The sequence below is a fragment of the Azospirillum oryzae genome (genome assembly GCF_900177515.1).
GTDB classification, from domain to species: Bacteria; Pseudomonadota; Alphaproteobacteria; order Azospirillales; family Azospirillaceae; genus Azospirillum; species Azospirillum oryzae_A.
The window spans coordinates 1,490,182-1,516,678 of the sequence record NZ_FXAK01000007.1 but is presented as its reverse complement, the minus strand read 5'-3'; the positions used below and the strand labels follow the sequence as shown (position 1 = coordinate 1,516,678).

Sequence of the window (26,497 nt, the reverse complement as noted above, 5' to 3'; positions counted from 1 at the left end):
CCGATGACCGCCCCGGGCCAGCGTGGCCGCAACCGGTCGGGTGCCTCGCGGGCGCCCCGGCTGGAGTCCCTGGTGGTGCTGAACAGCCTGCCCGATCCGGTGCTGGTGGTGGACGGCAACGGCGACATCCGCTTCGTCAATCTGGAGGGGCAGGAATTTTTCGACCTGTCCGCCAACGCCATGGAAGGCATGCCGCTGCCCGATCTGCTGCCGCCGGACAGCCCGGTGATGGGCCTGATCGCGCAGGTACGCCGCGGCAGCCGTCGGGTGTCGCAGGACGGGGTCATCATCGACACGCCGCGTATCGGCCCGCATCATGTCACGGTGCAGGTGGCGGCCATGGGCGACCCGCCCGACCATGTGGTGCTGACCATCCATGAGCGGTCGCTGGCCCGAAAGATCGACCATTCGCTGACCCACCGCCATGCCGCACGCTCCGTCACCGCCATGGCGGCGATGCTGGCGCACGAGGTGAAGAACCCGTTGTCGGGCATCCGCGGCGCGGCGCAGTTGCTGGAGGAGAACGCCAGCGACCAGGACCGGGTGCTGACCCGCCTGATCTGCGACGAGGCCGACCGCATCGTGGCGCTGGTCAATCGGATGGAGGTGTTTTCCGACGAACGGCCGCTGGAGCGCGCCGCGGTGAACATCCACACGGTGCTGGAACATGTGCGCAAGGTCGCCCAGAGCGGGTTTGCCCGAAAAATACGCTTTGTCGAGCGTTACGACCCGTCACTGCCTCCTGTTTACGGCAATCGCGACCAACTTGTGCAGGTTTTCCTGAATCTGGTGAAAAATGCGGCAGAGGCTGCACCGGAATCAGGCGGCGAGATCACCCTGACCACCTCCTATCAGCATGGCGTGCGCATGGCGCTGCCGGGCGGCGATGTGCGCCGGCACCTGCCCTTGCTGGTGACGGTGCAGGATAATGGCGACGGCATTCCGGAAGACCTGCAGTCCAACCTGTTCGATCCCTTCGTGACGAGCAAAGTGAACGGCACTGGCCTTGGTCTTGCATTGGTGGCGAAACTCATAGGCGATCATGGCGGAACCATCGAGTTCGACAGCCAGCCTCGCCGGACCGTCTTCAAGGTGTCGCTGCCGATGTACGATGATTCGAAATACGACGACCCGAAACTTTCCGGAGAGTCGAAGATTTCAGACGCTGGCTTGCAGTCCAAGGGCGGCCGGGGGACTCGTTGATGAGCGCGGCGACCATTCTCGTCGCGGATGACGATCGCGCCATCCGCACCGTGCTGACGCAGGCGCTCGCCCGGCTGGGGCACGAGGTCCGCACCACCGGCAACGCCGCGACGCTGTGGCGCTGGGTGGCGGACGGGCAGGGGGATCTGGTCATCACCGACGTGGTGATGCCGGACGAAAACGGCCTGGACCTGATCCCGCGCATCAAGAAGCTGCGGCCCGAACTGCGCGTCATCGTCATGAGCGCGCAGAACACGCTGATCACCGCGGTGAAGGCGGCGGAGCGCGGCGCCTTCGAATATCTGCCCAAGCCCTTCGACCTGAAGGAGCTGGTGTCGGTCGTCGAACGGGCGCTGAACGCCAACAACCCGCCGGCCGCCATGCCCGGCGGCGACATGGAAGGAGAGGAGCAACTGCCGCTGATCGGCCGCTCCCCCGCCATGCAGGAAATCTACCGGGTGCTGGCCCGCCTGATGGGCACCGACCTGACGGTGATGATCACCGGCGAGTCCGGCACCGGCAAGGAGCTGGTCGCCCGCGCGCTCCATGATTACGGCAAGCGGCGCAACGGCGCCTTCGTCGCCATCAACATGGCGGCCATCCCGCGCGAGCTGATCGAGTCCGAGCTGTTCGGCCACGAGAAGGGCGCCTTCACCGGCGCCACCAACCGGTCGACCGGCCGGTTCGAACAGGCGCAGGGCGGCACCCTGTTCCTGGACGAGATCGGCGACATGCCGCTGGAGGCGCAGACCCGCCTGCTGCGCGTGCTGCAGGAGGGCGAGTACACCACGGTCGGCGGCCGCACCGCGATCAAGACCGATGTCCGCATCATCGCGGCGACCCACCGCGACCTGCGCACCCTGATCCGCCAGGGCCTGTTCCGCGAGGATCTGTTCTACCGCCTGTGCGTCGTGCCGATCCGCCTGCCGCCGCTGCGTGAGCGGACAGAGGACATTCCGCTGCTGGTCCGCCATTTCCTGAATCTCGGCATCAGCCAGGGACTTCCGGCCAAGAGCATCGATCAGGCGGCGATGGACCGGCTGAAGCGCTACCGCTGGCCAGGCAACGTCCGCGAGCTGGAGAATCTGGTCCGTCGTCTGGCCGCGCTCTATTCGCAGGAGGTCATCGGGTTGGACGTGGTGGAGGCGGAGCTTGCCGACGCCACCCCGGCCGCCCAGCCGGTGGAGGAGCCGCAGAGCGAGGGCCTGTCCTCGGCGGTCGAACGCCACTTGAAGGACTATTTCGCGGCGCACAAGGACGGCATGCCGTCCAACGGCCTGTACGACCGGGTGCTGCGCGAGATCGAACGGCCGCTGATCTCGCTCAGCCTGTCGGCGACCCGCGGCAACCAGATCAAGGCAGCCCAATTGCTGGGTCTGAACCGCAACACGCTGCGCAAGAAGATCCGCGATCTGGACATCCAGGTGATGCGCGGCATCAAATAGGCTGCTGCCGACCGTACAGACGGACGTCGTCCCGCCGCCGCAACCGATCCGTGCCAAAATTGTGACACAGCGTCGGTGCGGACGGCGGTAGACCAAGGGCAGGCAACCGCCCGGCGGCTGCCGCGCCGGCTGGCCTAAGCGGTCCTGTCCGAAAGGCAGATCCATTGCGGCTTGGCAGGGCCGCAACAGAGGTGTATCTTTCCGGCAACAGATTAGCGCCGGACGATGCCACCCAATTCCGACACCGCAGCAGCCGGCCAGAGGCCGGTCTGGCAGAAGATTCTCCACTGGTCCCGGCGGGTAGGCCTGGGCAAGCGGCTGGCTTTCGCCCTGTCGCTGGCAGCCTTGGCCGCCGGCTTCGCCACCTATGCGGCGATGACGGAAAGTGCGCCGTTCGGGCAGGCCAACCCGCGTACGGTCACGCTTCTGCTGACGCTCGACCTTGCGATCCTGCTGACGCTGGGTGTGCTGATCGCGCGGCGGATCGTCGCAATCCTGATCGGGCGGCGGCGCCGGTTGGCGGGATCGCGGCTGCACACCCGGCTGGTTCTGGTGTTCAGCGTGCTGGCGGTGGCGCCGGCCATCATCATGACGGTGTTCTCCACCCTGTTCTTCTATGTCGGGGTGCAGAGCTGGTTCAGCGACCGCGTGCGCACGGCGGTGAACGAATCCCTGGTGGTCGCCAGCGCCTATCTGCACGAGCACCAGCAGAACATCCGCGCCGACGCCCTGGCGATGGCCAACGACCTGTCGCAGGAGGCGCGGCTTTCCAGCGATCCCGAGCGGTTCGAGCAGGTCGTCGCCACCCAGGCGATGCTGCGCGCCCTGTCGGAAGCCATCGTCTTCAACGGCACCACCGGCGCCATCGTCGCGCGGGCCGGCTATACCTTCACGCTCGAATTCGAGCCGATCCCGGAAGACAAGATCCAGCAGGCCCGCAACGGCGAGGTCGCGCTGATCGTCAAGGAATCCGACGACCGCGTCCGCGCCCTGGTCAGCCTGGACCGGGTGTCCGACACCTTCCTCTATGTCGGCCGCATGGTGGAGCCGCGGGTGCTCCAGCACATGGCCTCGGCCGAGGGGGCGGTGAAGGAATACACGGCGCTGGAGAACCAGCGCGGCAGCCTGCAGGTCACCTTCACGCTGATCTTCCTGGTGGTGGCGATGCTGCTGCTGCTGGCGGCGGTGTGGGCCGGGTTGAATTTCGCCACCCGGCTGGTCAGGCCGATCAGCGCGCTGATCGGCGCCGCCGAGCGGGTGCGTGCCGGCGACCTGACGGTCCGCGTCTCCGAGCCGCCGGGCGAGGACGAGTTCGTGCTGCTGTCCCGCGCCTTCAACCGCATGACCACCGAGATCGAGGGGCAGCGGCGGGAACTGCTGTCGACCAACCGGCTGCTGGACGAGCGGCGCCGCTTCACCGAAACGGTGCTGTCCGGCGTGTCGGCCGGCGTGCTGGGTGTCGATGCCGACGGCGTCATCAATCTGCCGAACCTGTCCGCCGCCCGCCTGCTAGGCGAGGAGGACCCGGAGCGGCTGGTCGGCATGCCGCTGGTCGAACTGCTGCCGGACATCGCCGACCTGCTGGAGAACGCGCCGAAGAAGCCCGGCCGCGTCGTGCAGGACCAGATCCAGATCCGCCGTCCGGGCAAGCCGACGCTGACGCTGCTGGTCCGCATTGCGGCGGAGGTGCGCGGCGGCGAGGTGCGCGGCTATGTCGTCACCTTCGACGACATCACCGAACTGGTGTCGGCGCAGCGCAAGGCGGCCTGGGCCGACGTGGCGCGCCGCATCGCGCACGAGATCAAGAATCCGCTGACGCCGATCCAGCTGTCGGCCGAGCGGCTGCGCCGGAAGTACCTGAAGGAGATCTCCAGCGATACGGAGGTCTTCACCATGTGCACCGACACCATCGTCCGGCAGGTCGACGACATCCGCCGCATGGTGGACGAATTCTCCGCCTTCGCGCGGATGCCGCAGCCGGTGATGAAGCCGGTCAACATCAACGATCTGGTGCGGCAGGCCGTGTTCCTGCAATCCAGCGCCCACACCGGCAAGATCCGCTTCGACACCCGGCTGCCTTCGGGGCCGCTGACGGTGGCGTGCGACAGCCGGCAGATCTCGCAGGCGCTGACCAACCTGCTGCAGAACGCGGCGGACGCCATCGAGGGGCGCACGCCGCCCGCCGACGGGTCGGAGCTGCCGCCCGGCGAGGTGGCGATCGCGGTGGAGGATGACGGCGAGAAGATCGTCGTCACCGTCGAGGACAACGGCAAGGGCCTGCCCGGCGGCGAACAGCGCGACCGGCTGACCGAACCCTATGTGACGACGCGGGCCAAGGGCACCGGGCTGGGGCTCGCCATCGTCAAGAAGATCATGGAGGACCATGGCGGCGTGCTGACCCTGGAGGACCGCGAAGGCGGGGCCGGGGCGCGCGTGACCCTGGTCATTCCACACCCGGTTGCGGTCGCGAACGACGCGGGCGGCCGTGACGACAGGCCGGCGGAGACCGGCGGAGAGATGAGGCACGAAGCCCATGGCGCATGACATTCTGATCGTCGACGACGAAGCCGATATCCGGATGCTGATAGCCGGCATCCTGAACGACGAAGGCATCAAGACCCGCGAGGCCGCCGACGCCGATCAGGCCTTCGCCCAGGTCGCGGCGCGCCGGCCGAGCCTCGTCGTGCTCGACATCTGGCTGCAGGGCAGCAGGCTGGACGGCCTGCAGATCCTGGAACAGCTGATGCGGGACCATGCCAATCTTCCGGTCATCATGATTTCCGGGCACGGCAACATCGAGACGGCGGTGCAGGCGATCAAGGTCGGCGCCTACGACTTCATCGAGAAGCCGTTCAAGGCCGACCGGCTGCTGCTGATGGTGGACCGCGCCATCGAGGCGGCGCGGCTGAAGCGCGAGAACCAGGAACTGAAGCTGCGCGCCGGCGGCGACTTGGAACTGATCGGCCGCTCCTCGGCGGTCAACCAGGTGCGCCAGTCCATCGACAAGGTGGCGCCGACCGGCAGCCGCGTGCTGATCTCCGGCCCGCCGGGCGCCGGCAAGGAGGTGGTCGCCCGGCTGATCCATGCCCGCTCGCGCCGTGCCAGCGGCCCCTTCGTCGGGCTGAACTGCGCCACCATGCGGCCGGAGCGGCTGGAGATGGAGCTGTTCGGCACCGAGGCCGGCGTCGACGGTCCCGGCCGCAAGATCGGCACCTTCGAACAGGCTCATGGCGGCACGCTGCTGCTGGACGAAGTCGCCGACATGCCGCTGGAAACCCAGGGCAAGATCGTCCGCGCCCTGCAGGAGCAGGTGTTCGAGCGCGTCGGCGGCGGCCAGCGGGTCGAGGTCGACGTGCGCGTCATCGCCACCTCCAACCGCGACCTCCAGGCGGAGATCGAGCAGGGACGCTTCCGCCAGGACCTGTTCTACCGCCTGTCGGTGGTGCCGATCCGCGTGCCGTCGCTGGCCGAGCGGCGGGAGGACATCCCGGTGCTGGCCCGCCATTTCATGCAGCGCTCCGCCGAGGCGTCGGGCCTGCCGGTCCGCGAGTTCGGCGAGGACGCGATGGCGGCGCTCCAGGCCTATGACTGGCCGGGCAACGTCCGCCAGCTGCGCAACGTGGTGGACTGGCTGCTGATCATGGCGCAGGGCGACCCGAAGGAGCCGATCCGCGCCGACACCCTGCCGCCGGAGATCGGCGCGATCACGCCGACGGTCCTGAAATGGGACAAGGGCGGCGAGATCATGGGCCTGCCGCTGCGCGAGGCGCGCGAGGTGTTCGAGCGTGAATATCTGCTGGCCCAGGTCACCCGTTTCGGCGGCAACATCTCCCGCACCGCATCCTTCGTCGGAATGGAGCGCTCGGCCCTTCACCGCAAGCTGAAGTCGCTGGGCGTCCATGGCAGCGAGAAGGGGAAGATGTTCATCGAGTGACCGGCCGCTTGTACGGGGCCGCCGGAGTGGTCATATTGAATTGACCATTTTGGCGGAGGCTTCCATGGGATTGCCGGTGGTGACGGTCAGCGTGACCGAGTTCAAGGCGAAATGCCTGTCGCTGTTCGACGATCTGGAGGATCACCGCGTGGCCAAGATCGTGGTGACCCGCCATGGCCGGCCTGTTGCCGAACTGAACCCGCCGGATCGCGAATTGCCGCCGCTGTTCGGCGCCCATCCCGGTTCCGTCGAGGTGGTCGGCGATTATGATCTGACCCAGCCGACCTTCGACGACGAGGTCTTCGACGCCGAAAGCGGGATCCTTCACCGGTGAGCGTCGAATGATCCTTCTCGACACCCACGCGATCTTATGGCTTGACGCCGGCGTCGAGCTTTCCGCCGATGCACGCGAGCGCATCGAGCAGGAAAGGTCGACCGGCGGGATCCTGATCTCGACCGTCTCAGCATGGGAAATCGGGACGTTGGTGCGCAAAGGCCGGATCCGGCTGGATCTGGAGCCATCGGCCTGGATGCAGCGATTCCTTGCCGCGGCCGGGCTGCGCTGCCTGCCTCTGTCGCTCGACGCGGCGCTGGGGGCATCGAGCCTGCCCGAACCGCTGCATAACGACCCGGCCGACCGGATGCTGATTGCCACCGCCCGCCAACTCGGCGTTCCTCTCATGACCCGGGACCGGCTGATCCATGACTATGCTGCCATATCGGGGACCATTCGGGTGCACTCCTGCTGACCCGCGCCTGCCTCTTCTGACTTGACCGGAGCATCTCTTGTCCGCCCCCATCACCCTGCCGCGCGCCGTCATCTATGATTGGGACAACACCCTGGTCAGCAACTGGGACACCGTGCGCGCGGCGCTGAACCATGCGCTGGTGTCCTTCGGCCTCGATCCCTGGAGTGCGGAGGAGGCCCGCGAGCGGATCAAGGCGTCGCTGCGCGACAGCTTCCCCCGCATTTTCGGCGAGCGCTGGACCGAGGCGCGCGACCTCTTCTATGCCTATTTCGCCACCCACCATCTGGACGGGCTGAAGCCGCTGCCGGGCGCGGAGACGCTGCTGCGCCATTTCCACGAGCGCGGCGTCTATCAGGCGGTCGTCTCCAACAAGAACGGCAGGTTCCTGCGGGCGGAGGCGGATGCGCTGGGCTGGACCCGGTATTTCGGCAAGCTGGTCGGTGCCCAGGATGCCGAGTTCGACAAGCCGCACATCGCTCCGGTGCGGATGGCGCTGGAGCCGGCGGGGATCGCGCCGGGTGCAGACGTCTGGTTTCTCGGCGATGCCGACATCGACATGGAATGCGCCCATGGCGCCGGACTCGTTCCGGTGCTAATAGGGCTGGGCGAGGGGAGCGGCTTCGACCGTTTCCCGCCCGCCCATCGCCACACCGACTGTACGGCGCTGCACGGCGTCCTGTATGGCTTGGTGGACGGCAATGGTGATACCATATCCCTGCAAACGGCTGTCGAGACGGTACCAACGCGCACCATACCTGCACCGTGAAACGGGGAGCGGACCGCCTGACGAAGGGGTCCCAAGAACATTGAAGAAGGGGGCATGAAAAATGTCTGAAAAAAGCCAAAACGTGCAGGACGTGTTTCTCAATCACGTCCGTAAGAACAAGACTCCCGTAACCGTCTTTCTCGTGAACGGCGTGAAACTCCAGGGCATTATTACTTGGTTCGACAACTTCTCGGTACTTCTGCGGCGCGACGCGCATTCCCAACTCGTCTACAAGCACGCAATCTCGACGGTCATGCCGGCCCATCCCATTCAACTTTTCGAGCCGCCCAAGGAAGGTGAAAGCGTCTGATCCCTTGACCAATGGTAACGGCGCGGCCCCTGAAGGCGCCGCGCGGGCCATCGTGGTCCACCCTGTCCTCCGCATCGAGGCGGACGGGGACATGCGCCCTCCCGAATCGCGGCTCGAGGAGGCGGTCGGTCTTGCCCAGGCCATTCAGCTGGACGTCGTCCATGCCGAATGCGCCAAGGTGAACCGGCCGCAGCCATCGACCCTGCTCGGCTCCGGCACGGTGGAGCAGCTGGCACAGGTGGTGGAGGAGACCGAGGCGACCCTCGTCATCCTCGACCATGCCCTGTCGCCGGTGCAGCAGCGCAACCTGGAACGGGCGCTGAAGGCGAAGGTCATCGACCGCACCGGCCTGATCCTGGAGATCTTCGGCGCCCGCGCCCGGACGCGGGAAGGCATGCTGCAGGTCGAACTGGCCTCCCTGACCTACCAGAAATCGCGGCTGGTGAGGTCCTGGACCCACTTGGAACGCCAGCGCGGCGGCTTCGGCTTCCTCGGCGGTCCCGGTGAATCGCAGCTTGAGCTCGACCGCCGCCTGATCGGCGACCGGATCATCAAGATCAAGAAGGAGCTGGAGGAGGTGCGGCGCACCCGCGGCCTGCACCGCAAGGCGCGCGCCAAGGTGCCGTACCCGGTGGTAGCCCTGGTCGGTTACACCAACGCCGGCAAATCGACGCTGTTCAACCGGCTGGCGAACGCCGATGTCTTTGCCCAAAACCTGCTGTTCGCCACGCTCGATCCCACCATGCGGCAGGTGACGCTGCCGTCTGGGCGCAAGGTGATCCTGTCGGACACGGTCGGCTTCATCTCCGACCTGCCGCACGGGCTCGTCGCCGCCTTCCGCGCCACGCTGGAGGAGGTGGACGCCGCCGACATCATCCTGCATGTCCGCGACATCGCCCACATCGACAGCGAGGCCCAGAAGGCCGACGTCCATGAGGTGCTGTCCGACATGGGCATCGACCCGGAGACGGACGACCGGGTGATCGAGGTGCTGAACAAGATCGACGCGCTGGACGAGGAAAGCCGCGCGGCGGTCCTGGCCCAGACCGGGCGCAATCCGCGCGCGGTGGCGGTCTCCGCCCTGTCGGGGGAGGGGATCGACGACCTCGACCGCCTGCTCGACCAGCGGATGAACGTCAACCGGCAGGTCGTCGACCTGACCGTCGGCCTCGGCGATGGGGCCGCGCTCGCCTGGCTCTATGCCCGGAGCGAGGTTCTAGACCGGCGCGACGACGAGGAGCATGCTCATCTGCAGGTCTCCATCGATCCCGTCGATCTCGCCCGTTTTGAGAAGCGGTTCCAGCCGGCCGAGCAGGTCCAGCCGCAACCTTAAGCGGCGCGGGCCTGTACCTTTGGCCGAAGGATGGGGGTGCGACCCGGGGTCTATGACCTGTTGCACCCCACTCCGGTCTTAAGACGAATGCGGCGTGGTTATTTGCCCGTTGGGGTCGGATTATGGGAACGGAGCGGTGCGCTCCCCCATCAGGAGGACTGCCAATGCGGTTGCAAACCGATCCGTCTCGCTTTTCGATTACGGCTTTCCTCGCCGATCAGGTCGCTCTCGTCGCCCGTCAGGAGAAGCTGCCGCCTGGCGCCGCATTGCTGCGGTTGCAGGAGCTTTCGCGCACGCCGGAAGGCCGCGCGACCCTGATGCGTCTGATCGAATCCGCCGGCCGGTGCGAGCCGAACGCCGAAGAGGCTGCCAAGATCGAAGCGATCTGCCGTGAGCTGGTTGCCTGGGGCTATGGCGGTTTCACCGGTGGAACCCGCCACGAGCCCCATCACGATCACCGCGCCGCGGCCTGACGGTGATTTGACACATGCTTGAGGGATGACGGCGCAGGCGATGGCGGGCCATAATGGGCCGTTCGCCATCGCCGCGGTCCCGTCGTGCTCCGTTCCCCTTCCCGTACCGTCCCGACCGGCGCCGGCCGCCTGATCCCGGCACTGCTGATTCCGGCATTGCCGCTGCTTCTGGCAATCGCCCAGCCGGTGGCGGCCGAACCGGTGCGTTACGGAATGCCGCTGCCGCCCGGCTATGTCGAGGAGCCGGCGGTGCCGCCCGAGGATCCGCTTCCCCCCCCGCCGAAACCCCTGCCGCTGGCGCCCGACCAACCAGTCGTCGTCGCGCCGGACGCTGCGGAGCTGTTGAAGGATTGCAAGCAGCAGGCCTTCACCGACTGCTTCCGCCTGTGGCAACCGCCGCCTCCGCCGCCTCCGGAACCGGAGAAGGAAACCGCGGGTCCCCCGCCGCCGCCTCCGCCGCCGGATCCCAAGGCGCCGCGTGAGCCGGCACAGGGTGGCCCGGTGCCGCCCCCGCCGCCCGATCCCGCCAAGGAGGCCGCTGCTGCCGCCGCCGACCGCGCCACCTTCGACGCGCTGTCGAAGGCGTTGAAGGAGAGCGGGCTGGACGGCAGGGTTCTGCTGACCGACCCGAAGGGCGGCGATCCCGTATTGAAACTGGACGGCGTGCCCGGCAACCAGCCGGCGGCGAAGCGCTGAACCGCCATCATCTCAAGCCATCAGGGACCTTCCGACCATGACGGGTTTCCCGCTTCCCGACATCGACCAGGTTTCCGACCTGATCCGCTCCGTCGCACGGACGGAGATCATGCCGTATTTCCAGAAGCTCGACGCATCGGGTATCCGGCAGAAGACCGGCCCGACCGACCTCGTCACCCTGGCGGACGAGGCGGCGGAGCGGGCCTTGACCCCGGCGCTTTCCGCCCTGCTGCCGGGCAGCCGCGTCATCGGCGAGGAGGCGGCATCGGAGGACGAGCGCGTGCTCGACCGCATCCATGGTGACGATCCGGTCTGGATCATCGATCCGGTGGACGGCACCATCAATTTCGCCCAGGGCCGGCCGATGTTCGCGGTGATCGTGGCGCTCGCCTGCAAGGGCGAGACGGTCGCCGGCTGGATCCATGATCCGGTCGACGGCCGGATGGCAACAGCGGTGAAGGGGCAGGGCGCCCGGCTGAACGGCAGCCGCGTCCATGTCGCGCCGGCCGTACCGCTGCCGCAGATGGTCGGCGCGCTGTCGACGCGTTTCTGCGCCGAGCAAATGGGGCGGCAACTGGAGAAGCGCAGCGCCGGACTGGGCGAGCGCGTCTGCCTGTCGAGCGCCGCCCAGGAGTATCTGCGGCTGCTTGAGGGGCGGGCGCATTACTCGCTTTATCACCGGCTGATGCCGTGGGACCACGCGGCCGGCGTCCTGATGCATGCGGAGGCCGGCGGCTATTCGGCGCTGATCGACGGCACGCCCTACCGGCCGGGGCTGCTCAACGGCAGCATCCTGCTGGCGCCCGACCGCGTGAGCTGGCAGGCGCTGCAGGGGCAGTTGTTCGGGTGAGTGGAGGCTATGGTTACCCCCACCCCAACCCTCCCCCGCTGGGCGGGGGAGGGGGTAGGTGCTTTTTTGGGAGGGCGGCGGCAGTTCCCTCCCCTGCGCAGCGGGGGAGGGTTAGGGTGGGGGCAAATGTCGCAACAAATTCTCTCAAACCCTCAATGCGTCAGCAGCACCGGCAGGGTCAGCCCTTCCAGAACCGTGCGGGTGGCGCCGCCCAGCACCAGTTCGCGCAGACGGGAATGGCCATAGGCGCCCATCACCAATAGGTCGGCACCCTGGTCGCCGCAGCAGGACAGGATCATGTCGCCGACCTCGCCGCCCGAGGCGATGACCGACTGCGGGCGGGCGGCGATGCCATGGCGGTGCAGCCAGTCGACCAGATCGGCGGCGTCGTTGCTGTGCTGGCCCGGCGGCTCGACCGACAGGACGGTGACGGAGTCCGCCGCTTCCAGGAAGGGCATGGCGGCGCGGACGGCGCGGGCCGATTCGGGGCTGTTCTTCCAGGCGACCAGCACATGGCGGCCGATGGGGGCCGCGGCCGGCTGCTTCGGTGGCAGGACCAGCACCGGGGTGGGAGTCTCCAGCGGCAGACGGTCGGGGATATGGTGCAGCGACACCCGTTCGCCAGCCCGCACCGCCGCCGACTGCACCACCACGACCAGATCGGCGTAGGAGGCGCGCTCCGCCAGCAGGTCGACGTGGTCGCCCTCCTCCAGCGTCCAGTCGAAGGACAGGCCGTCGAGCGCCTGACGCACCTCCCGCTCGATGCGTTCGGCATTCTCGTGGGCGATGGCGGTGGCCTCCGCCATGTAGCCGTAGGAGGCGGCGCGGCCGGTGGCACCCGCCGGCATCGACACCGGGGTGGCGATGTAGAGCGCTTGGATATGGGCGGAGAAGCGCTTGGCCAGGGCGGCGGCCACCGCCAGACGGCTGGCGTGGGCGTCGTCGTTGGCCATGTGCAGCAGGATGGTCTTGATCGGCATGCCCTCGCGTCTCCCAATCTTATGCTTTGCCCGCTATCGGCCCAGCGTGTCGGCCGGCGGAGCGCTTTCCCTTCAGATAACGCTCCGCCGCGACGAATGGCAATGACTGCAAGCGGATGGGGTTACTTCACCACCACCGCATAGTGGTCGAGCGGCGCCACCGTCTTGATCAGGCCGCGCGCCTTCAGGAACTCGGCGAAGCGGGTGTAGCGCTCGCCATCCAGCGCCGCCGGGCTGTGGGAGAAGCGCGGCAGCGTGTCGGCCCAGGCGCGGCGGTTCAGTTCGTCGTTCAGCTCCGGCCGGCCCTTGACGAAGGCGGCCTGCGATTCCTCCGGATGGTTCAGGATGTAGAGCGTTGCCCGTTCCACCGCCGCCAGGAAGCGTTTGAAGCGCGGGTCGTTCGCCTTGTCCTTGCGGGCGACCAGGATCAGTTCGTCATAGGGCGGCACCCCTTCCTCCTCCGGGTAGAAGGCGCGTCCGGGATGCTTCTCGATCTCCATCTGGTTCAGTTCGAAGTTGCGGAAGGCGCCGATCACGGCATCGACCTGCCCCGACAGAAGCGACGGCGAGAGCGAGAAGTTGACGTTCACCAGCTCAACGTCCTTCAGGGTCAGCCCTTCCTTCTCCAGCATGGCGCCCAGCAGGGCGTCCTCGAAGCCGGCGATGGAATAGCCGACCTTGCGGCCCTTCAGGTCCTTCAGCGTCTTCACCGGCCCGTCGCGCAGCACGACGACGGAGTTCAGCGGCGTCGACACCAGCGTGCCGATGCGGACCAGCGGCAGACCCTCGTCCACCTGCAGGATCAGCTGCGGCTGGTAGGACACGGCGATGTCGGTGCCGCCGGCGGCGACCAGCTTCGGCGGATCGTTGGGATCGGCCGGGGCGGTCAGCGTCACGTCCAGCCCGGCATCCTTGAAGAAGCCCTTCTCCTGCGCCACCACCAGCGGGGCGTGGTCGGGATTGACGAACCAGTCCAGCATCACGGACAGCTTGTCCTGGGCCAGGGCTGGAAGCGAGGTCATCAGGCTGGCGGCCATCAGGCCGGCGCCAATTATTTGTTTGATTGGCAAGTGCTTCATCGGGTGTCTCTCCCCCTTCAAGGGCAGGTGTATCAAGGGTTGGCGTCTTCGGCAGGTTGGGTATCGGGTTGCCAGGGCAGGGCGCGGCGGGCCAGCGCGTCGACGGCGGCGTACAGCGTCACCGCGAACAGCCCCAGCACCAGCACGGCGGCGAACAGAAGGTCGATCTGCATGCGGGCATTGGCGTGCAGCATCAGGTAGCCGAGGCCGGAGGACGATCCCACCCATTCGCCGATCACCGCGCCGATGGGCGCCACCGCGGCGGCGACGCGCACGCCGGACCAGAAGGCGGGCAGGGCGGCCGGCAGGCGGATGCTCCAGAGAATGGCGGCGGGGGAGGCGCCCATGGTGCGGGCAAGGTCGAGCCAGCCGGGATCGGTGCGCCGCAACCCGTCGAACAGCGCGGTCGTCACCGGGAAATAAATGACCAGCACCGCCATCGCGATCTTGGAGGCCATGCCGTAGCCCAGCCAGAGGACCAGCAGCGGCGCCAGGGCGAAGACCGGGATCGCCTGGCTGACCAGCAACAGCGGCATCAGCCAGCGCCGCGCGGTGCGGAAGCGCGCCAGCAGCAACGCGCTGACCCCGCCCAGCGTCACGCCGGCGACCAGCCCGATCAGGATCTCCGCCAGGGTGGTCAGGCCGTGAGTCAGCAACAGGGGCGCCTGCCGCTGCATGGCGTCGGCCACCGCCAGCGGGCTGGGCAGCAGGTAGCGCGGCAGGCCGGTGGCCCAGACCAGCGCCTGCCAGCCGGCGACCAGCACCAGCAGGGTGACCAGGGCGCGCAGCAGCGCCTTCATTCCGCCAGCCTCCGCAGCAGCTCCGCCTGATGGGCCAGCAGGCCGGGGTCGTCGACGCGACGCGGCACCGGGCCGGACGGCTCCAGCGCCGGCCCCATCACGGCTGGACGGCCGGTCATCACATGCAGGCGGTCGCCGATGCGCAGCGCCTCCAGCGGATCGTGCGTGACCATCAGCACGGTGCGGCCGGCCAGCGTCTCCGCCGCCGTTTCCTGCAGCCGCAGCCGGGTGATGGCGTCGAGTGCGGAGAAGGGCTCGTCCATCAGGACCAGCGGCTTGTCCTCCATCAGCGTGCGGGCCAGCGCCACCCGCTGCCGCTGCCCGCCGGACAGGGCGGCCGGCCGGTCGCGTTCCCGCCCCGCCAGACCGACGCGGTCCAGCAAGGCGCGGGCCTGCTCCACCCGCGCCGGGCCGGGACGGCGGTGGCGCAGCCGGTCGCCGAGCAGGACATTGTCGAGGACGGTCAGCCAGGGCAGCAGCAGGTCCTGCTGCGCCATGTAGGCGATGCGGCCGGCCAGCGGCTGGCCATCGCCGGTGACGACCTGCGTCGGCGGTTCCGGCTCGGCCAGACCGGCGAGGATGCGCAGCAGCGTGGTCTTGCCGACGCCGCTCGGTCCCAGCAGGCAGGTGGTGCGGCCGGCCGGCAGCTCCAGCGTCAGGTCGGAGAACAGCAGCGTGCCGCCATAGGTCAGCCGGGCGCGCGATATCGTCACCGAAAGCGGCGTCATGGCTAACATATCGGTCTGGCGGAGAAGGAGAGGGGGCGGTCCCGCATCACTGATCCCTACGCCGGCATGAACCGGATCAGGTTCCAGGGGTCGTCCCGCAACAGGACCTCTCAGCCGCCCATCGGCTCCCCCCAGTGAAGGCGGCGACTATAGGCGCGGACGATCCGTGACCGCAAGCATTGCCGGATCGGAGTTCCGGCCCTTGGAAGCTGGCGCCTGGAAGCGGGCGCTTGACCGGCGCGTGGCCGCGCCTAGTTTCTGGCGGGCATCATGGAGTGTCAGCCCTGACCACGCCCTTCCGCACCCCGCTGTTCATCGGCGGCGAGATCTATCGCGGCTCGACCTATGGGCCGAAACATCCGCTGGCGATCCCGCGCGTCTCGACCGCCATCGACCTCAGCCGCGCCATGGGCTGGCTGCCGGACGAGATCTATCTGGACACCCATGTGGCGAGCGAACGGGAACTGGCGCGCTTCCACACCGCCGACTACATCGCGGCGCTGAAGCGGGCGGAGGCGGAGCAGCGGGTGGATGAGGCGACCGCCGCCCGCCACAATCTCGGCAAGCTCGAGAATCCGGTCTTCGCCGAGATGTACCGGCGGCCGGCCCACAGCAGCGGATCGGCGCTTCAGGCAGCCCGGATCCTGGGCGACCGCCCGGCCGGTCTGGTCTATGCCCCGGCGGCAGGCACCCACCATGCGCGGCGCGACCGGGCCAGCGGCTTCTGCTATTTCAACGCGCCGGTGCTGGGCATCCTGGAACTGCTGGACCATGGGCTGGAGCGGGTGCTCTACGTCGATCTCGACGCCCACCATGGCGACGGGGTGGAGGAGGCCTTCGCCGACGATGACCGGGTGCTGACCATATCGGTGCACGAGGACGGGCGCTGGCCCTACACCGGCAAGGCGGAGGACCGCGCCGGCGGGATGGCCCGCAACCTGCCGGTGCCGCCGGGCTTCAACGACAGCGAGATGGAGCATGTGATGGAGGCGGCGGTCCTGCCGCTGGCCCGCGCCTTCCGTCCGCAGGCGATGGTGATCCAGACCGGCGCCGACGCGCTGGCCGAGGATCCGCTGAGCCGGCTGGAGCTGTCCAACCGCGCGCTGTGGGACGCGGTGGCGGCGCTGCTGCCGCTGGCGCCGCGGGTGCTGGTGGTGGGCGGCGGCGGCTATAACCCCTGGTCGGTCGGACGCTGCTGGGCCGGGATCTGGGCGGTAATGAATGGCATCGACCCGGCGATCAGACCGACGGCGGAGGCTGAAGCGGTGCTGCGCGCCCTGACCTGGAGCCGCGCCGCCGGCCGCAATCCGCCGGAGCACTGGTTCACCACGCTGGGCGACGAACGGCGGCCGGGGCCGGTGCACGACGCGGTGAAGCGGGTGGCCGAGATGGCGCTGTCCTGATCCGCAGCGAATCGTTTCATTTCCGACGAAATTCGAACCAAGCCGTGACGATTCGTTGACGGACCTGGATTGTTCGGTGATCCTCATACCACTGCGCCGGTGCAGCTTCCGTGTCGGCTGATGCGGACTTTGGTAGGAGAACGGGCGGGCGGATGTCGAACACGACGCTGTTCCTGATCGCCATCGTCATCATCATGCTGGCCGCCGTCCCGGTCGCCATGATGCTGAAGGATTTCCTGCCGAACATCATGGAAAAGAGCAGCGGTCTGGAGCAGATCGAGAACCGCGTCTATGTGCTCCATGCGGAAGCGCAGGAGTTGCAGAACCGCGTCAACCAGCTGGTTCAGCGCCGCAACAGCCAATCCTCCGACCGCAACCGGCTGGAAAGCGACATCCGCAAGGCGGAGAAGCAGATCCGCGAGTTGGCCGAGCAGCCGCCGCTGTTCGTGCATGAGGTCGGCGATCCGCAGGCCGGCCTGATGAAGTTCGTCGCCACAGTCACGCAGGAGAAGGCGTCCGCTGCCGCTAGGGCCGCCGGCGACCGCGGGCCGGTGAACCCGATCTGGCGCTGCGCCAACGTGGCGGAGGTCTGGGCCGCCAGCTTCGACGAGGCGAAGCAGATGTGCGACGTCGCCTTCCCCTTCAAGCTGGGGTTCCAGAAGTCCTTCATGCGGGGCGATGCGAGGACCGGCGGCAAGGGGGGCGTGCCGGTGCCGCCGGCCACCGCCCGCGCCAAGGCGGGTGCCGCCTTATGATGATCAACTTCATCATTGTCCTGGCGATCGTCGCCATCGGCGCATGGCTCGGCAATGTGCTGATGAGCGTGGAACAGCGGGTTTCGCAGGCGCGCCAGCGCGTCCGCGGCGTGCGCAACAGGCAGGACAAGCTGGAGTCCACCATCCACCGCCTGCACCGCGAGGAGGAAAACCTCCATGCCGAGATCGAGGAGCTGACGCGGGAGATCGTGGAACTGCGCAAGAAGCAGGTCGAGGTGCAGCAGCGTCTGACCGAAGCGCAGTCGAAGCGCCGTCCGCAGATCCTGATCCTGACCGACCGGCGCAATCCCGGCGACAAGGAATGGCTGGTGACCGTGGTGAACCAGCAGATCGGCGAGATCGACGCAACCCACCCGCTGGCCGTCGAATGGGCGCGCGGGCGCAATTATCTGGTGTGGGCGGAATCAGACCGCGAAGCGGCCGAACGGGCCAATCGCCGGTTCAGCGCGCGTCCTGGTTATCAGGTGCGGTCGGTGGCAGCGGTCAAGGAAGACCTCTACAGCTCCAGCGCCGCCCGCAGCGCGGCGTAGTAATGGAAAAGCCCTTCTCCCAGGATAGGAGAAGGGCTTCCGGAAACAAAGACAGCCTGAACGGTCGATCCAGCCTCAGCGCGCCTTGGCGGTGGCCGGGGTCTGACGGAAGGCGTCATGCAGGTAGGGCGACAGCGCCTGACGCATGTTGCGCAGCCATTCGTGGATGATGATCAGCGAGCGGGAGGCGACCGGCGGGGTCATGCCCAGCTTCACCAGATCCTCGCGGGTCATCGTCGCCACCTGATCCAGGCGGTGGCCGGTCAGCCGCGCCCAGGCCGGGGCGGTGCAGGGCTGCATGGAGATGACCTGCAGGCCCTCGCGCTCCACCATCTCCGCCTTGCGGCGGGCATACTGGCTGTCCTCCAGCTGGGAGAAGGGACCGGAGAAGCCGTTTTCGACCAGGACGCGCTTGGCCTTCGGGGCGATGGTCGCCACCCGCTCCAGCGTGGTCATGCCGGTGGAGAGAGAGGCGAGGTCGACCGTCACCGGAACCATGAAGGTCAGCCGTTCGCCGTCGCCGACGTAATAATCGAAGCCCGACACCTCGGCCCAGTTGAAGAACCACTGAGAGATGTTGCCGCCGAAATCGTACAGACGGCCGCCGCGCTGCAGCTCCGGACCGATCAGATCCCAGAACTCGTAGAAGCCGTCGCCCGACCCCATCATGTTCATGAAGTCCTGGGTGATGCGGCGATGTTCGACCACGTCCGGGCCGAACAGGCGGGCGAGACGCTCGTTCACCTCGTACTCGACGACCTTCAGCTGCAGGCCTTCCAGCATGGCGGTCGCCATCAGGTGATGGGACAGCAGCGTCTTGCCGACGCCGCCGCGGTCATTGAGGACGAAGATCGTGCCCAGCATGCGATCGCCTTTCCAGTATGCGTTCGTTGATTCGTCTTGGGTCGTCGTGGGAGGCGCAGGCGGGGACGCCGGCGAACCGGTGTCCCGCACAGCCGCCGCGGGGGTCTGCTTGGAGGCCGGCTGTGGTTCCGGCTTGGAGAACTTGGAGTCGGAAGAGACGTCTTGCGTCACGCTGTCGTCGGCGTTGTCGTCCTTCGCCGGTCCCTCGTCGGCAACTGCTATCGCCGGAGCGAGAAGGTCCGGGGCAGGGGAGGCGGGATCGGGTTCGATCTTGTCCGCCTGCGGTGCGGATTCGGCGACATCGGGCACCGGTGCGTCCGACTCCGGTTGTTCCGTTTCCGTCTCATCCTCCGCCACGTCATCCGCGGCGGCGTCCTGAACGGCGTCTTCGGCGGCCTCCGCTGGAGGTTCCGGCTCGGGAGCCGGCGCCCCGTCCGCTGCTTCCGCATCGGAGTCAGCTTTCACTTCCTCTTCCGCGTCGTCGGACAAACCGGCGGACAAACCGGCGGACAGCGCGGCTTCGTGAACGGCGGCCAGCGTTTCCGCAGGCATGACGGAGCCGCCGGCATGGTCGTCGGCCGCCTCGCCGCGCCCCTCGTTCCCGACAAGGAAGAAGGCGGAGCGCAGGGTGACCGGCGAAATCGGCTGATTGTCGCGGGCGGTCACGCCCAGCTTCGCCAGCAGATCGGAGATCTCGGCCCAGGACAGGCCGCGTTCGCGCATCAGCCCGATGTCGGCGTAGCTCTCGCGCACCGCCTGCATGGCGCTGCGGTTGCCAGCCGGGCGATCGGCAAGGAGCCGTTCAAGTTCCGAGCGGTCGATCGACACCGTATGGGATTCCGGCAAGATGAAATGGCGGCGGGGAGGCGCCTGGATGTTGGATCGCAAGGAATCCATTCCCCTGGGGCCGAAAAAATAGTACAAGCGGCCATCACGCGCAAACGGTTTCCAAACGACATCAACGGCGCTAAACATCGTTGCCCGATCAGGGGCAGGCCGTGACTGCTGCAACTTCGCCGACGGTCCGGCAGTTCGCGCCGTCATGTCGGCTTTTGGAACCGGCGTCGGTTGCGCGGGTTGCCATAAGGGGGCACCGCCGCATCATGCCGGCCGGGCGCCTTCATCGGGCTGGGCTTGGAACCGGGGTAAAGCCAAGATGCCTCACGATTTTGGTTCGTCACGGGACCGGCGGTCCTCGTCCCTCCCGGGGGCGGGAATCGGCTTCCACGAGTTGCGGCAGGCATGCGAAATCTCCGCCCTGCGCGAGGATTTGGAGCGGCTGGCACACGAGGCCGGCGCCCTGCGCGATGGCGTGGAACAGGCGGTCGAGACCGTGCGCGACCGTTTCGCGGCGCTGAGCGCGGAGGAAATGGCCGACCCCATGGTGCTGGCCCCGCTGCTGCAACTGGCGATAACCACCCTCCTGGACATTCGCGAGCAGGCACGGCAGCTCAACACCCAAACCGGATCGCTGTCTGACGACGAACGCCCGTCCTGGCTGGGCGCCGCCGACGCGCCGCGCCTGCGACAGCCGGCCGCAGCGGTTTGGGACGACCCTGTCGACCATCAACCGGCCGACCATCGATCGAATGGTGGCGACATGGGGGACGACATGGGAATGGAGGTCGATCCGGCCCCGGTTCCTCCCGATGTGCCACCGCCGCGTCCGAGCAGCCCGCTGGCCCGCGCCGGGCAGCAGGCGCTGGCCGCACCACGCCCCCCGGAATATCGTCCACCCGCATCGGCCGCGGAGCCGCTCCTGACGGCACCGGCAGGTGCCCGACCGCCGCCCAAGTCCGCCGTCCCTGTGGCAGAGGGGCCGAAGTCCGAGGGTCCTGTGTCGGAGGGACACGCATCCTGGCTGGCCGGTGAAGCGGCGCCGCCGCCGCCGCCGTCGCGTGCCGCGACGGTGCGTGCAGGCGGTGGCCGGCAGCGCACATCCGGCGGTATCGACTGGCTTGGACCGGCGGGTCGCTGACCTTTTTTCGATGACCGAAGACAGGTGGCCGGGCTGCGACTCGGATTGACGACTCACGTGCACATCCTCGCGCAAAAGGTCAGGATCTGAACGATTGAGCTTGCAAATTCGGGCTGGTTCTAGTACAAACGGCCTATCGGTAAACGAAAATTTACCAAAATTCGCTGCTTATTGCGCAACACTGGAAACGCCCGAGGTCGGTCGCATGCTCAGGATCGACTCCATCGCCAAGCAGAACACGCCACAGCGCGTCCGGTCGCCCGGGCAACCGCTTCGCGTTCTGGTCCTTGAACATGACGACGCCGTTTCCGATGCATTGTCCGTCCTGGTGGCGGACCTGGGCCACACCGTCTGCGGGATCGCGCGGACGGAGAATGAAGCGGCGGAACTGGCGGGGCGCGAGCGGCCGGATCTGGCCTTGACCGATGTGCGGTTCGGCGGTGGAGACGGCATCGCCACGGCGCGGCGACTGAACCTGGATCACGGCCTGCGGTCAATCTTCCTGTCGGGACACAGCGACCACGGCACCATGGCCCGCATCACCGAGACCTATCCGCTCGGCGTCGTGCACAAGCCGTTTTCCCATGCCCAGTTGAAGATCGCCCTGGATCTGGCCGCCCGCCGACTCCGTTGACCGCCGTACGCCTTCGGTGATCGCGCCTGGCCGCCAGGAATCCCGCGCTACGGCGAAGGAATCGGTTTCCCGGCGCCTGCTGCTCTGCTATATTTGTTCATGGAGTGTTCTGGTGCGGAACGGCAGGGCGAGTGCGCCGGTCCGGGCATCGCCGGTGCACATCCGACGGCGGTTGACCGGCGTCGGTCCCTCGTGCTTCGTTGCGCGGGACCGGGGGGATGGTCGCCATTGAACAGCCGGCCCTGCGAATGGGAACCCTCGGCATCTGGGTGCCTCCGCCGGGCATCCTGACGGGTCGGCATGGATGCTGGGACACTCGCGCTTAGGAGCAACGAGCGATGAATGTTTGGACGTTTACGGGACGCCTGGGCGCGGATGGCGAATTGCGCACGACCCAGAGCGGTGAGAAGGTGCTGGGCTTCCGCGTGGCCAACGATGTCGGCTTCGGCGAACGCAAGACGACCCAGTGGGTCGATTGCTCGATCTGGGGCCGCCGTGCCGAGTCGCTCGCCCCGCACCTGACCAAGGGCAAGAGCGTCGTCGTGTCGGGCGAGGTGACCCTGCGCGAGTATGAGAAGCGCGACGGCACCCGCGGCGCCGGCCTGTCGGTCCGCGTGGCCGAAATCGACTTCACCGGCGGCGCCCGTGAAGAGGGTGGCGGCGGCAGCTATGGCGGCGGTGGCGGCGGCTACGAATCGCGTGGCGGCGGCAGTGGTGGCGGCAGCGGCTATGGTGGTGGCGGCGGCAACTACGGCGGCGGTTCGTCTGGCGGCGGTCGCAGCGGCGGTGGCGCTCCGCCCCGTCACGAGGACCTCGACGACGAAATCCCGTTCTAAGGCGGTCCGCCACAGCGGTAGGATCCATCGGCCGGATGCCCGTCATCCGGCCGATTTCTTTTGGGAGCCCGTCAATCCGCCAGCATCGCCCGCAAGCGCGGCGCCATGTGGTCAAGGAAGGCGCGGACACGGCGGGGCGCACGGTCGCGGCCGGTATAGACGGCGTGGATTTCCTCGGTGTCGACCAGCGCATCGTCCAGAACCGCGATCAGCCGGCCCTCGCGCAGATCGGCGCGGACGTGATAATCGGCCAGGCGGGCCAGCCCCAGGCCGAGCAGTGCCATATGGCGCACCGTCTCGCCATTGTTCGCCAGGATGCGGGTCGGCACCTCGCGGTCGACCAGACGCCCGCCGGATTTCAGCGGCCAGACCGCGGCGGCGCGGCGGAAATTGAATCCCAGGCAGTCATGCGCCTCCAGATCGGCGGCGGTCATCGGCACGCCCTTGCGCTCCAGATAGGCGGGCGAGGCGACGATCCGGCGCCGGACGACGCCCAGCCGCTGGGCCAGCAACGCCGAATCGCTCAACGGTCCGGCGCGGAAGGCGATATCGACCCGGGCGGCATAGAGGTCCACCACCTCGTCCGTCATCGTCATGTCCAGCGTGATGCCGGGATGGTCGCGCAGGAAGTCCGGCAGCAGCGGAAGCAGGCAGTGCTGTCCGAACGGTACCGAGGCGTTGACGCGGATCAGGCCGGTCGGCGCGCGGGCTCCGCCGGCGATTTCGGCATCGAGTGCATCCATGTCCCCAAGCAGCGCTTCCGCCCGCTCGCGGTAGAGTTCCCCCTCGGCGGTCAGCCGCAGCTTGCGGGTGGAGCGTTCGACCAGCCGCACGCCCAGCCGCTCTTCCAGCCGGCCGATCAGCTTCGCCGTGGATGACGGCGTCATCCCGACGTCGCGGCCGGCGGCGCTGAAGCTGCCGCGGGCGGCAACCCGCAGGAACACCCGCATCTCCCAGGCGCGTGGATCGCTCATGCCGGCATCTCCGCTCTTACCTTGTCGCTGAATGACAAAATCATGGGAACAGCGTGGGCATTCCCGTTCCCGACCTTATGGCGCACATCGTCTCCCCAGCACAGTCCTTCTTGGAATGGAGAGTTTGAAATGCCTCTCGCACTGCTGGCGCTGGCGATCAGCGCCTATGCGATCGGGACGACGGAGTTCGTCGTCGTCGGGTTGCTGCCCACGGTGGCGAACGATCTGGATGTCAGCCTGCCGCTGGCTGGTATGGTGGTCAGCGTCTATGCGCTGGGCGTCACCTTCGGCGCACCGGTGCTGACCGCGCTGACCGGCCGGGTGCCGCGCAAGCCGCTGCTGCTCGGTCTGATGGGGGTGTTCGTCGCCGGCAACCTGCTGGCCGGCGTCAGCCCTAATTACGAAACGCTGCTGGTGGCGCGGGTGCTGAGCGCCTTCGCCCATGGCGTCTTCTTCTCGGTCGGGTCGACCATCGCCGCCGATCTGGTGCCGGAGGACAAGCGTGCCTCCGCCATCGCCATGATGTTCTCAGGCCTGACCATCGCCATCGTCACCGGCGTGCCGCTCGGCACCTGGATCGGCCAGACCTTCGGTTGGCGCGCCACCTTCCTGGCGGTTTCGGCGCTGGGCGTCGTCGGCGGGGTGGGGGTCGCGGCGCTGGTTCCGGCGCGGCTCAGCCAGCCGCCGGCCGCCGGTTTGGGGGTGCAGGTCGGCGTGCTGGCGAAGCCGCGGCTGCTGCTGGCCTTCGCGATCACGGCGCTGGGCTATGGCGGCACCTTCGTCGCCTTCACCTTCCTGGCGCCGATCCTGGAGACGATCACCGGATTCTCCAACTCGACCGTCAGCTTCGTGCTGGTGCTGTATGGCGCCGCCATCGCGGTCGGCAATCTCGTCGGCGGCAAGCTGGCCAACCGCCGGCCGGTGCGGGCGCTGGCCTGGCTGTTCGCCTTGCAGGCGGTGGTCCTGATCGTCTTCACCTTCACCGCGGATGCGAAGATCCCGGCGCTGATCACGCTGGCCGGCATGGGGGCGCTGGCCTTCGCCAATGTTCCCGGGCTGCAGCTCTATGTCGTCCAACTGGCGCAGCGCCATGCGCCGGGGGCGGTGGATGTGGCGTCCGCGCTGAACATCGCCGCCTTCAACCTGGGCATCGCGGCGGGCGCTTTCTTCGGCGGGCAGGTGGTGTCCTCCCCGCTCGGCCTCGGCGCCACGCCTTGGGTCGGTGGACTGTTCGTGCTGGGCGGCCTGGTCCTGACGCTGGCGAGCGGGGCACTCGACCGGAGGGAACAGGCCGTTCCGGCGGCCTGCTAGACCCCGCACCGCTAAATCGGGTCAACCTCCAGCGTCAGCGTGTCGAGCAGGAAGCTGCCGTCTTCGGTGATGTCGAAATGGCTGCGGACCTCCGCCGACGCACTGCGCTGGAGCGAGCGGATGGCCTGGGCGTGGAGGTCCGGTGTGCGGGTGCGGGCGGTCCAGACCGCGAACTCCATGCGCAGGCGACGCGGGGTCAGCGCCCGGACGGCGAAGCCTGCCCGTGCCAGCGCCGCCGTCCATTCCGCGGCCGTATAGTTGCGGACGTGGGATGGATCGCGCAGCACTTCCACCACCTGCAGATGGGTGTCCAGCACGGCGGCGGCCGGGGCGACGCAGTCGATGAAGATCGCGGTGCCGCCGGGCGCCAGCACGCGCCGCGCCTCACGCAGGCCGGCCTCGAAATCGCGCCAGTGGTGGGCGGTGAAGCGGCAGAGCACCACGTCGAAGCGGCCGTCGTCGAAGGGCAGCCGCTCGGCCGGCGCCTGCCGTGTGGCGATGTTGGTCAGGCTACGCTCGGCCGCGGTGCGGGTGACCGCCTCCAGCATCTCGGGGGTCAGGTCGACGGCCACGACCTCCGCCACATGGGGAGCCGCGCGGTAGCTGACATGGCCGCCGCCGCAGCCCAGATCCAGCACCCGCGCATCGGACCGGCCGCGCAGAGCCTGTTCGATCTGGTCCAGGTCGGCGCCGCCGGCATGGACGGCGCTGGAGACATAGGCGTCGGCGCGCGGGCCGTAATTCTCGGCGACGACGCCGTGGTGGCTTTGGCTCATGGAAGGGGCTTCCTTGTGACGGTGTGGCTGATGGGGCCAGCGTCGCGCTGAATTCAACCGGGTACAAGGCGGGTGGTTATCCTGGTATAAACAGTGCCACCATGACCTCCGCCGTCTCTGAAATCACTGCCGCCGCCGACCCGTCTGCCGAGCGGCGACGCCTGCTCGGCGCATTCCTGCGGCGCCACCGCGAACGGCTGACTCCGGCGGAAGCCGGTTTGCAGGGCGGCTCCACCCGCCGCCGCACACCCGGTCTGCGGCGCGAGGAACTGGCGCAGCTCTGCGGCATCAGCCCGACCTGGTACAGTTGGCTGGAACAGGGGAGGGACGTGTCGGTTTCTCCGGCCGCGTTGGCCCGGTTGTCCGACGCGCTGCAGCTGTCCGTAGCCGAGCGGGCCTATCTGTTCGAAATGACGCGCAAGCGCGATCCGGATGCACCGCCGGCCGGATCGACCGACCAACCACCGCCGTCACTGCTGGCCGCGCTCGAGGCGATGACCGCGCCGGCCTATCTGCTCGACAGGCTATGGACCGCCGTCGGCTGGAATCCTGCGGCGGCGCAGCTGTTCGGCGGCTGGCTGGGGCAGGGAAGTGGGGAGCACAATCTGCTGCGCTATGTCTTCCTCGACCCCACAGCCCGGAGCTTCATCCTGGATTGGGACAACCGCGCCCGCCGGCTGCTGGCGGAGTTCCGTGCCGAAACCGCCCGTCATCCCGAAGACCCGGCGGTGCAGGCGCTGGTCGCCGGATTGCGGCGGGAGAGCCCGCTATTCTCACGGATGTGGGACGATCATGGCGTGTTGGAGCGCGAAGGAGGCCTGCGCCGCTTCAACCATCCGCTGGACGGGCCATTGACATTGGAGCAAGTGACACTGCGCCCCGGCGGCCGGTCCGCCTATACGCTGGTCATGCTGCTGCAGCCGGCGGAAGGCGCGGTTTAGGGAATCCTGCAGATTTTTCGATTGGGAAAGTTGGCTGGGGCGCCAGGATTCGAACCTGGGAATGGCGGTACCAAAAACCGCTGCCTTACCACTTGGCGACGCCCCAACCGGCGCGGCGATCACTCGTA

The 26,497-nt window shown here is 67.9% G+C and carries 27 protein-coding genes, 1 tRNA gene and 1 riboswitch; of the genes, 20 read left to right on the top strand and 8 right to left on the bottom strand.

Features of this window, described 5'->3' with window-relative positions:
- The first annotated feature begins 3 nt into the window (after positions 1-3).
- From B9N97_RS19640 to B9N97_RS19585, 12 genes are all read left to right on the top strand, one after another.
- Positions 4-1,203, top strand: coding sequence for a two-component system sensor histidine kinase NtrB (locus tag B9N97_RS19640; RefSeq protein ID WP_085090670.1), 1,200 nt, complete (start codon positions 4-6; stop codon positions 1,201-1,203).
- Positions 1,203-2,648: a nitrogen regulation protein NR(I) gene (gene ntrC / locus B9N97_RS19635; protein WP_085089435.1), complete on the top strand. Its 1,446-nt coding sequence runs from the start codon at positions 1,203-1,205 to the stop codon at positions 2,646-2,648. Before B9N97_RS19640 ends, ntrC begins: the two co-directional genes overlap by 1 nt.
- A 225-nt stretch (positions 2,649-2,873) precedes the next feature.
- Positions 2,874-5,192: a sensor histidine kinase NtrY-like gene (locus tag B9N97_RS19630; RefSeq protein ID WP_085089434.1), complete on the top strand. Its 2,319-nt coding sequence runs from the start codon at positions 2,874-2,876 to the stop codon at positions 5,190-5,192.
- Positions 5,182-6,582 carry a nitrogen assimilation response regulator NtrX gene (locus B9N97_RS19625; protein WP_085089433.1) on the top strand — a complete coding sequence of 467 codons (1,401 nt, stop codon included), beginning with the start codon at positions 5,182-5,184 and terminating at the stop codon, positions 6,580-6,582. Before B9N97_RS19630 ends, B9N97_RS19625 begins: the two co-directional genes overlap by 11 nt.
- 64 nt (positions 6,583-6,646) lie before the next feature.
- Positions 6,647-6,916, top strand: coding sequence for a type II toxin-antitoxin system Phd/YefM family antitoxin (locus B9N97_RS19620; RefSeq protein ID WP_085089432.1), 270 nt, complete (start codon positions 6,647-6,649; stop codon positions 6,914-6,916).
- A gap of 7 nt (positions 6,917-6,923) precedes the next feature.
- Positions 6,924-7,331 (top strand): type II toxin-antitoxin system VapC family toxin, encoded by a 408-nt coding sequence (locus tag B9N97_RS19615; RefSeq protein WP_085089431.1) that lies wholly within the window; start codon positions 6,924-6,926, stop codon positions 7,329-7,331.
- Between the two features lie 37 nt (positions 7,332-7,368).
- Positions 7,369-8,097, top strand: a complete 729-nt coding sequence (locus B9N97_RS19610; protein WP_085089430.1) for an HAD family hydrolase — start codon at positions 7,369-7,371, stop codon at positions 8,095-8,097.
- A 61-nt stretch (positions 8,098-8,158) separates the two neighbouring features.
- A complete protein-coding gene (hfq, locus tag B9N97_RS19605; RefSeq protein WP_012974114.1) occupies positions 8,159-8,407 on the top strand; it encodes an RNA chaperone Hfq in 249 nt (82 codons plus the stop codon).
- Between the two features lie 91 nt (positions 8,408-8,498).
- Complete coding sequence (gene hflX, locus B9N97_RS19600; RefSeq protein ID WP_244560798.1) at positions 8,499-9,740, top strand: GTPase HflX; 1,242 nt, start codon at positions 8,499-8,501, stop codon at positions 9,738-9,740.
- A 164-nt stretch (positions 9,741-9,904) separates the two neighbouring features.
- A complete protein-coding gene (locus B9N97_RS19595; RefSeq protein WP_085089429.1) occupies positions 9,905-10,213 on the top strand; it encodes a hypothetical protein in 309 nt (102 codons plus the stop codon).
- Positions 10,214-10,297: 84 nt separating this feature from the next.
- On the top strand, positions 10,298-10,909 hold the full coding sequence (locus B9N97_RS19590) for a hypothetical protein (RefSeq protein ID WP_085089428.1): 612 nt from the start codon (positions 10,298-10,300) through the stop codon (positions 10,907-10,909).
- A 37-nt stretch (positions 10,910-10,946) separates the two neighbouring features.
- Positions 10,947-11,759, top strand: a complete 813-nt coding sequence (locus tag B9N97_RS19585; protein ID WP_085089427.1) for an inositol monophosphatase family protein — start codon at positions 10,947-10,949, stop codon at positions 11,757-11,759.
- Between the two features lie 152 nt (positions 11,760-11,911).
- Here the strand turns inward: B9N97_RS19585 and B9N97_RS19580 are convergent, their stop codons facing one another.
- From B9N97_RS19580 to B9N97_RS19565, 4 genes are all read right to left on the bottom strand, one after another.
- Positions 11,912-12,739, bottom strand: a complete 828-nt coding sequence (locus B9N97_RS19580; RefSeq protein ID WP_085089426.1) for a universal stress protein — start codon at positions 12,737-12,739, stop codon at positions 11,912-11,914.
- A gap of 122 nt (positions 12,740-12,861) precedes the next feature.
- Entirely contained in the window at positions 12,862-13,818 is a 957-nt protein-coding gene (locus tag B9N97_RS19575) for an ABC transporter substrate-binding protein (protein WP_244560797.1), read from the bottom strand.
- A gap of 32 nt (positions 13,819-13,850) precedes the next feature.
- On the bottom strand, positions 13,851-14,618 hold the full coding sequence (locus B9N97_RS19570) for an ABC transporter permease (protein WP_085089425.1): 768 nt from the start codon (positions 14,616-14,618) through the stop codon (positions 13,851-13,853).
- Entirely contained in the window at positions 14,615-15,355 is a 741-nt protein-coding gene (locus tag B9N97_RS19565) for an ABC transporter ATP-binding protein (protein ID WP_085089424.1), read from the bottom strand. Before B9N97_RS19565 ends, B9N97_RS19570 begins: the two co-directional genes overlap by 4 nt.
- Before the next feature lie 26 nt (positions 15,356-15,381).
- Positions 15,382-15,488, bottom strand: a riboswitch (TPP riboswitch).
- Positions 15,489-15,621: 133 nt separating this feature from the next.
- On the opposite strand from B9N97_RS19565, the gene B9N97_RS19560 reads away from it, so the two are divergent.
- The 3 genes from B9N97_RS19560 (at position 15,622) to B9N97_RS19550 (ending at position 18,055) form a co-directional block, all read left to right on the top strand.
- Positions 15,622-16,749, top strand: coding sequence for an acetoin utilization protein AcuC (locus B9N97_RS19560; protein ID WP_244560796.1), 1,128 nt, complete (start codon positions 15,622-15,624; stop codon positions 16,747-16,749).
- A 152-nt stretch (positions 16,750-16,901) separates the two neighbouring features.
- Entirely contained in the window at positions 16,902-17,504 is a 603-nt protein-coding gene (locus B9N97_RS19555) for a hypothetical protein (protein WP_085089422.1), read from the top strand.
- The gene (locus tag B9N97_RS19550) at positions 17,501-18,055 is read left to right on the top strand and encodes a hypothetical protein (RefSeq protein ID WP_085089421.1); all 555 of its coding nucleotides are present in this window, start codon (positions 17,501-17,503) and stop codon (positions 18,053-18,055) included. Before B9N97_RS19555 ends, B9N97_RS19550 begins: the two co-directional genes overlap by 4 nt.
- A 75-nt stretch (positions 18,056-18,130) precedes the next feature.
- Here B9N97_RS19550 and B9N97_RS19545 read toward each other — a convergent pair whose 3' ends face one another.
- Positions 18,131-19,807 (bottom strand): hypothetical protein, encoded by a 1,677-nt coding sequence (locus B9N97_RS19545; RefSeq protein WP_244560795.1) that lies wholly within the window; start codon positions 19,805-19,807, stop codon positions 18,131-18,133.
- Positions 19,808-20,075: 268 nt separating this feature from the next.
- Here B9N97_RS19545 and B9N97_RS19540 point away from each other — a divergent pair, with 268 nt between their 5' ends.
- From B9N97_RS19540 to B9N97_RS19530, 3 genes are all read left to right on the top strand, one after another.
- Entirely contained in the window at positions 20,076-20,897 is an 822-nt protein-coding gene (locus B9N97_RS19540; RefSeq protein ID WP_085089420.1) for a hypothetical protein, read from the top strand.
- 205 nt (positions 20,898-21,102) lie between these two features.
- Positions 21,103-21,531, top strand: coding sequence for a response regulator (locus B9N97_RS19535; protein WP_085089419.1), 429 nt, complete (start codon positions 21,103-21,105; stop codon positions 21,529-21,531).
- Between the two features lie 338 nt (positions 21,532-21,869).
- The gene (locus B9N97_RS19530) at positions 21,870-22,367 is read left to right on the top strand and encodes a single-stranded DNA-binding protein (RefSeq protein ID WP_085089418.1); all 498 of its coding nucleotides are present in this window, start codon (positions 21,870-21,872) and stop codon (positions 22,365-22,367) included.
- A gap of 71 nt (positions 22,368-22,438) precedes the next feature.
- Here B9N97_RS19530 and B9N97_RS19525 read toward each other — a convergent pair whose 3' ends face one another.
- A complete protein-coding gene (locus B9N97_RS19525) occupies positions 22,439-23,341 on the bottom strand; it encodes a LysR substrate-binding domain-containing protein (RefSeq protein ID WP_085089417.1) in 903 nt (300 codons plus the stop codon).
- Between the two features lie 129 nt (positions 23,342-23,470).
- On the opposite strand from B9N97_RS19525, the gene B9N97_RS19520 reads away from it, so the two are divergent.
- Entirely contained in the window at positions 23,471-24,652 is a 1,182-nt protein-coding gene (locus tag B9N97_RS19520) for an MFS transporter (RefSeq protein WP_085089416.1), read from the top strand.
- A gap of 11 nt (positions 24,653-24,663) precedes the next feature.
- Here B9N97_RS19520 and B9N97_RS19515 read toward each other — a convergent pair whose 3' ends face one another.
- Positions 24,664-25,428, bottom strand: a complete 765-nt coding sequence (locus B9N97_RS19515; RefSeq protein WP_085089415.1) for a class I SAM-dependent methyltransferase — start codon at positions 25,426-25,428, stop codon at positions 24,664-24,666.
- A 101-nt stretch (positions 25,429-25,529) separates the two neighbouring features.
- Between B9N97_RS19515 and B9N97_RS19510 the strand changes: the two genes are divergently transcribed.
- Positions 25,530-26,369, top strand: a complete 840-nt coding sequence (locus tag B9N97_RS19510) for a helix-turn-helix transcriptional regulator (protein ID WP_085089414.1) — start codon at positions 25,530-25,532, stop codon at positions 26,367-26,369.
- 31 nt (positions 26,370-26,400) lie between these two features.
- Here the strand turns inward: B9N97_RS19510 and B9N97_RS19505 are convergent.
- Positions 26,401-26,475: transfer RNA gene (locus B9N97_RS19505), tRNA-Gln, on the bottom strand.
- Positions 26,476-26,497: the final 22 nt, after the last annotated feature.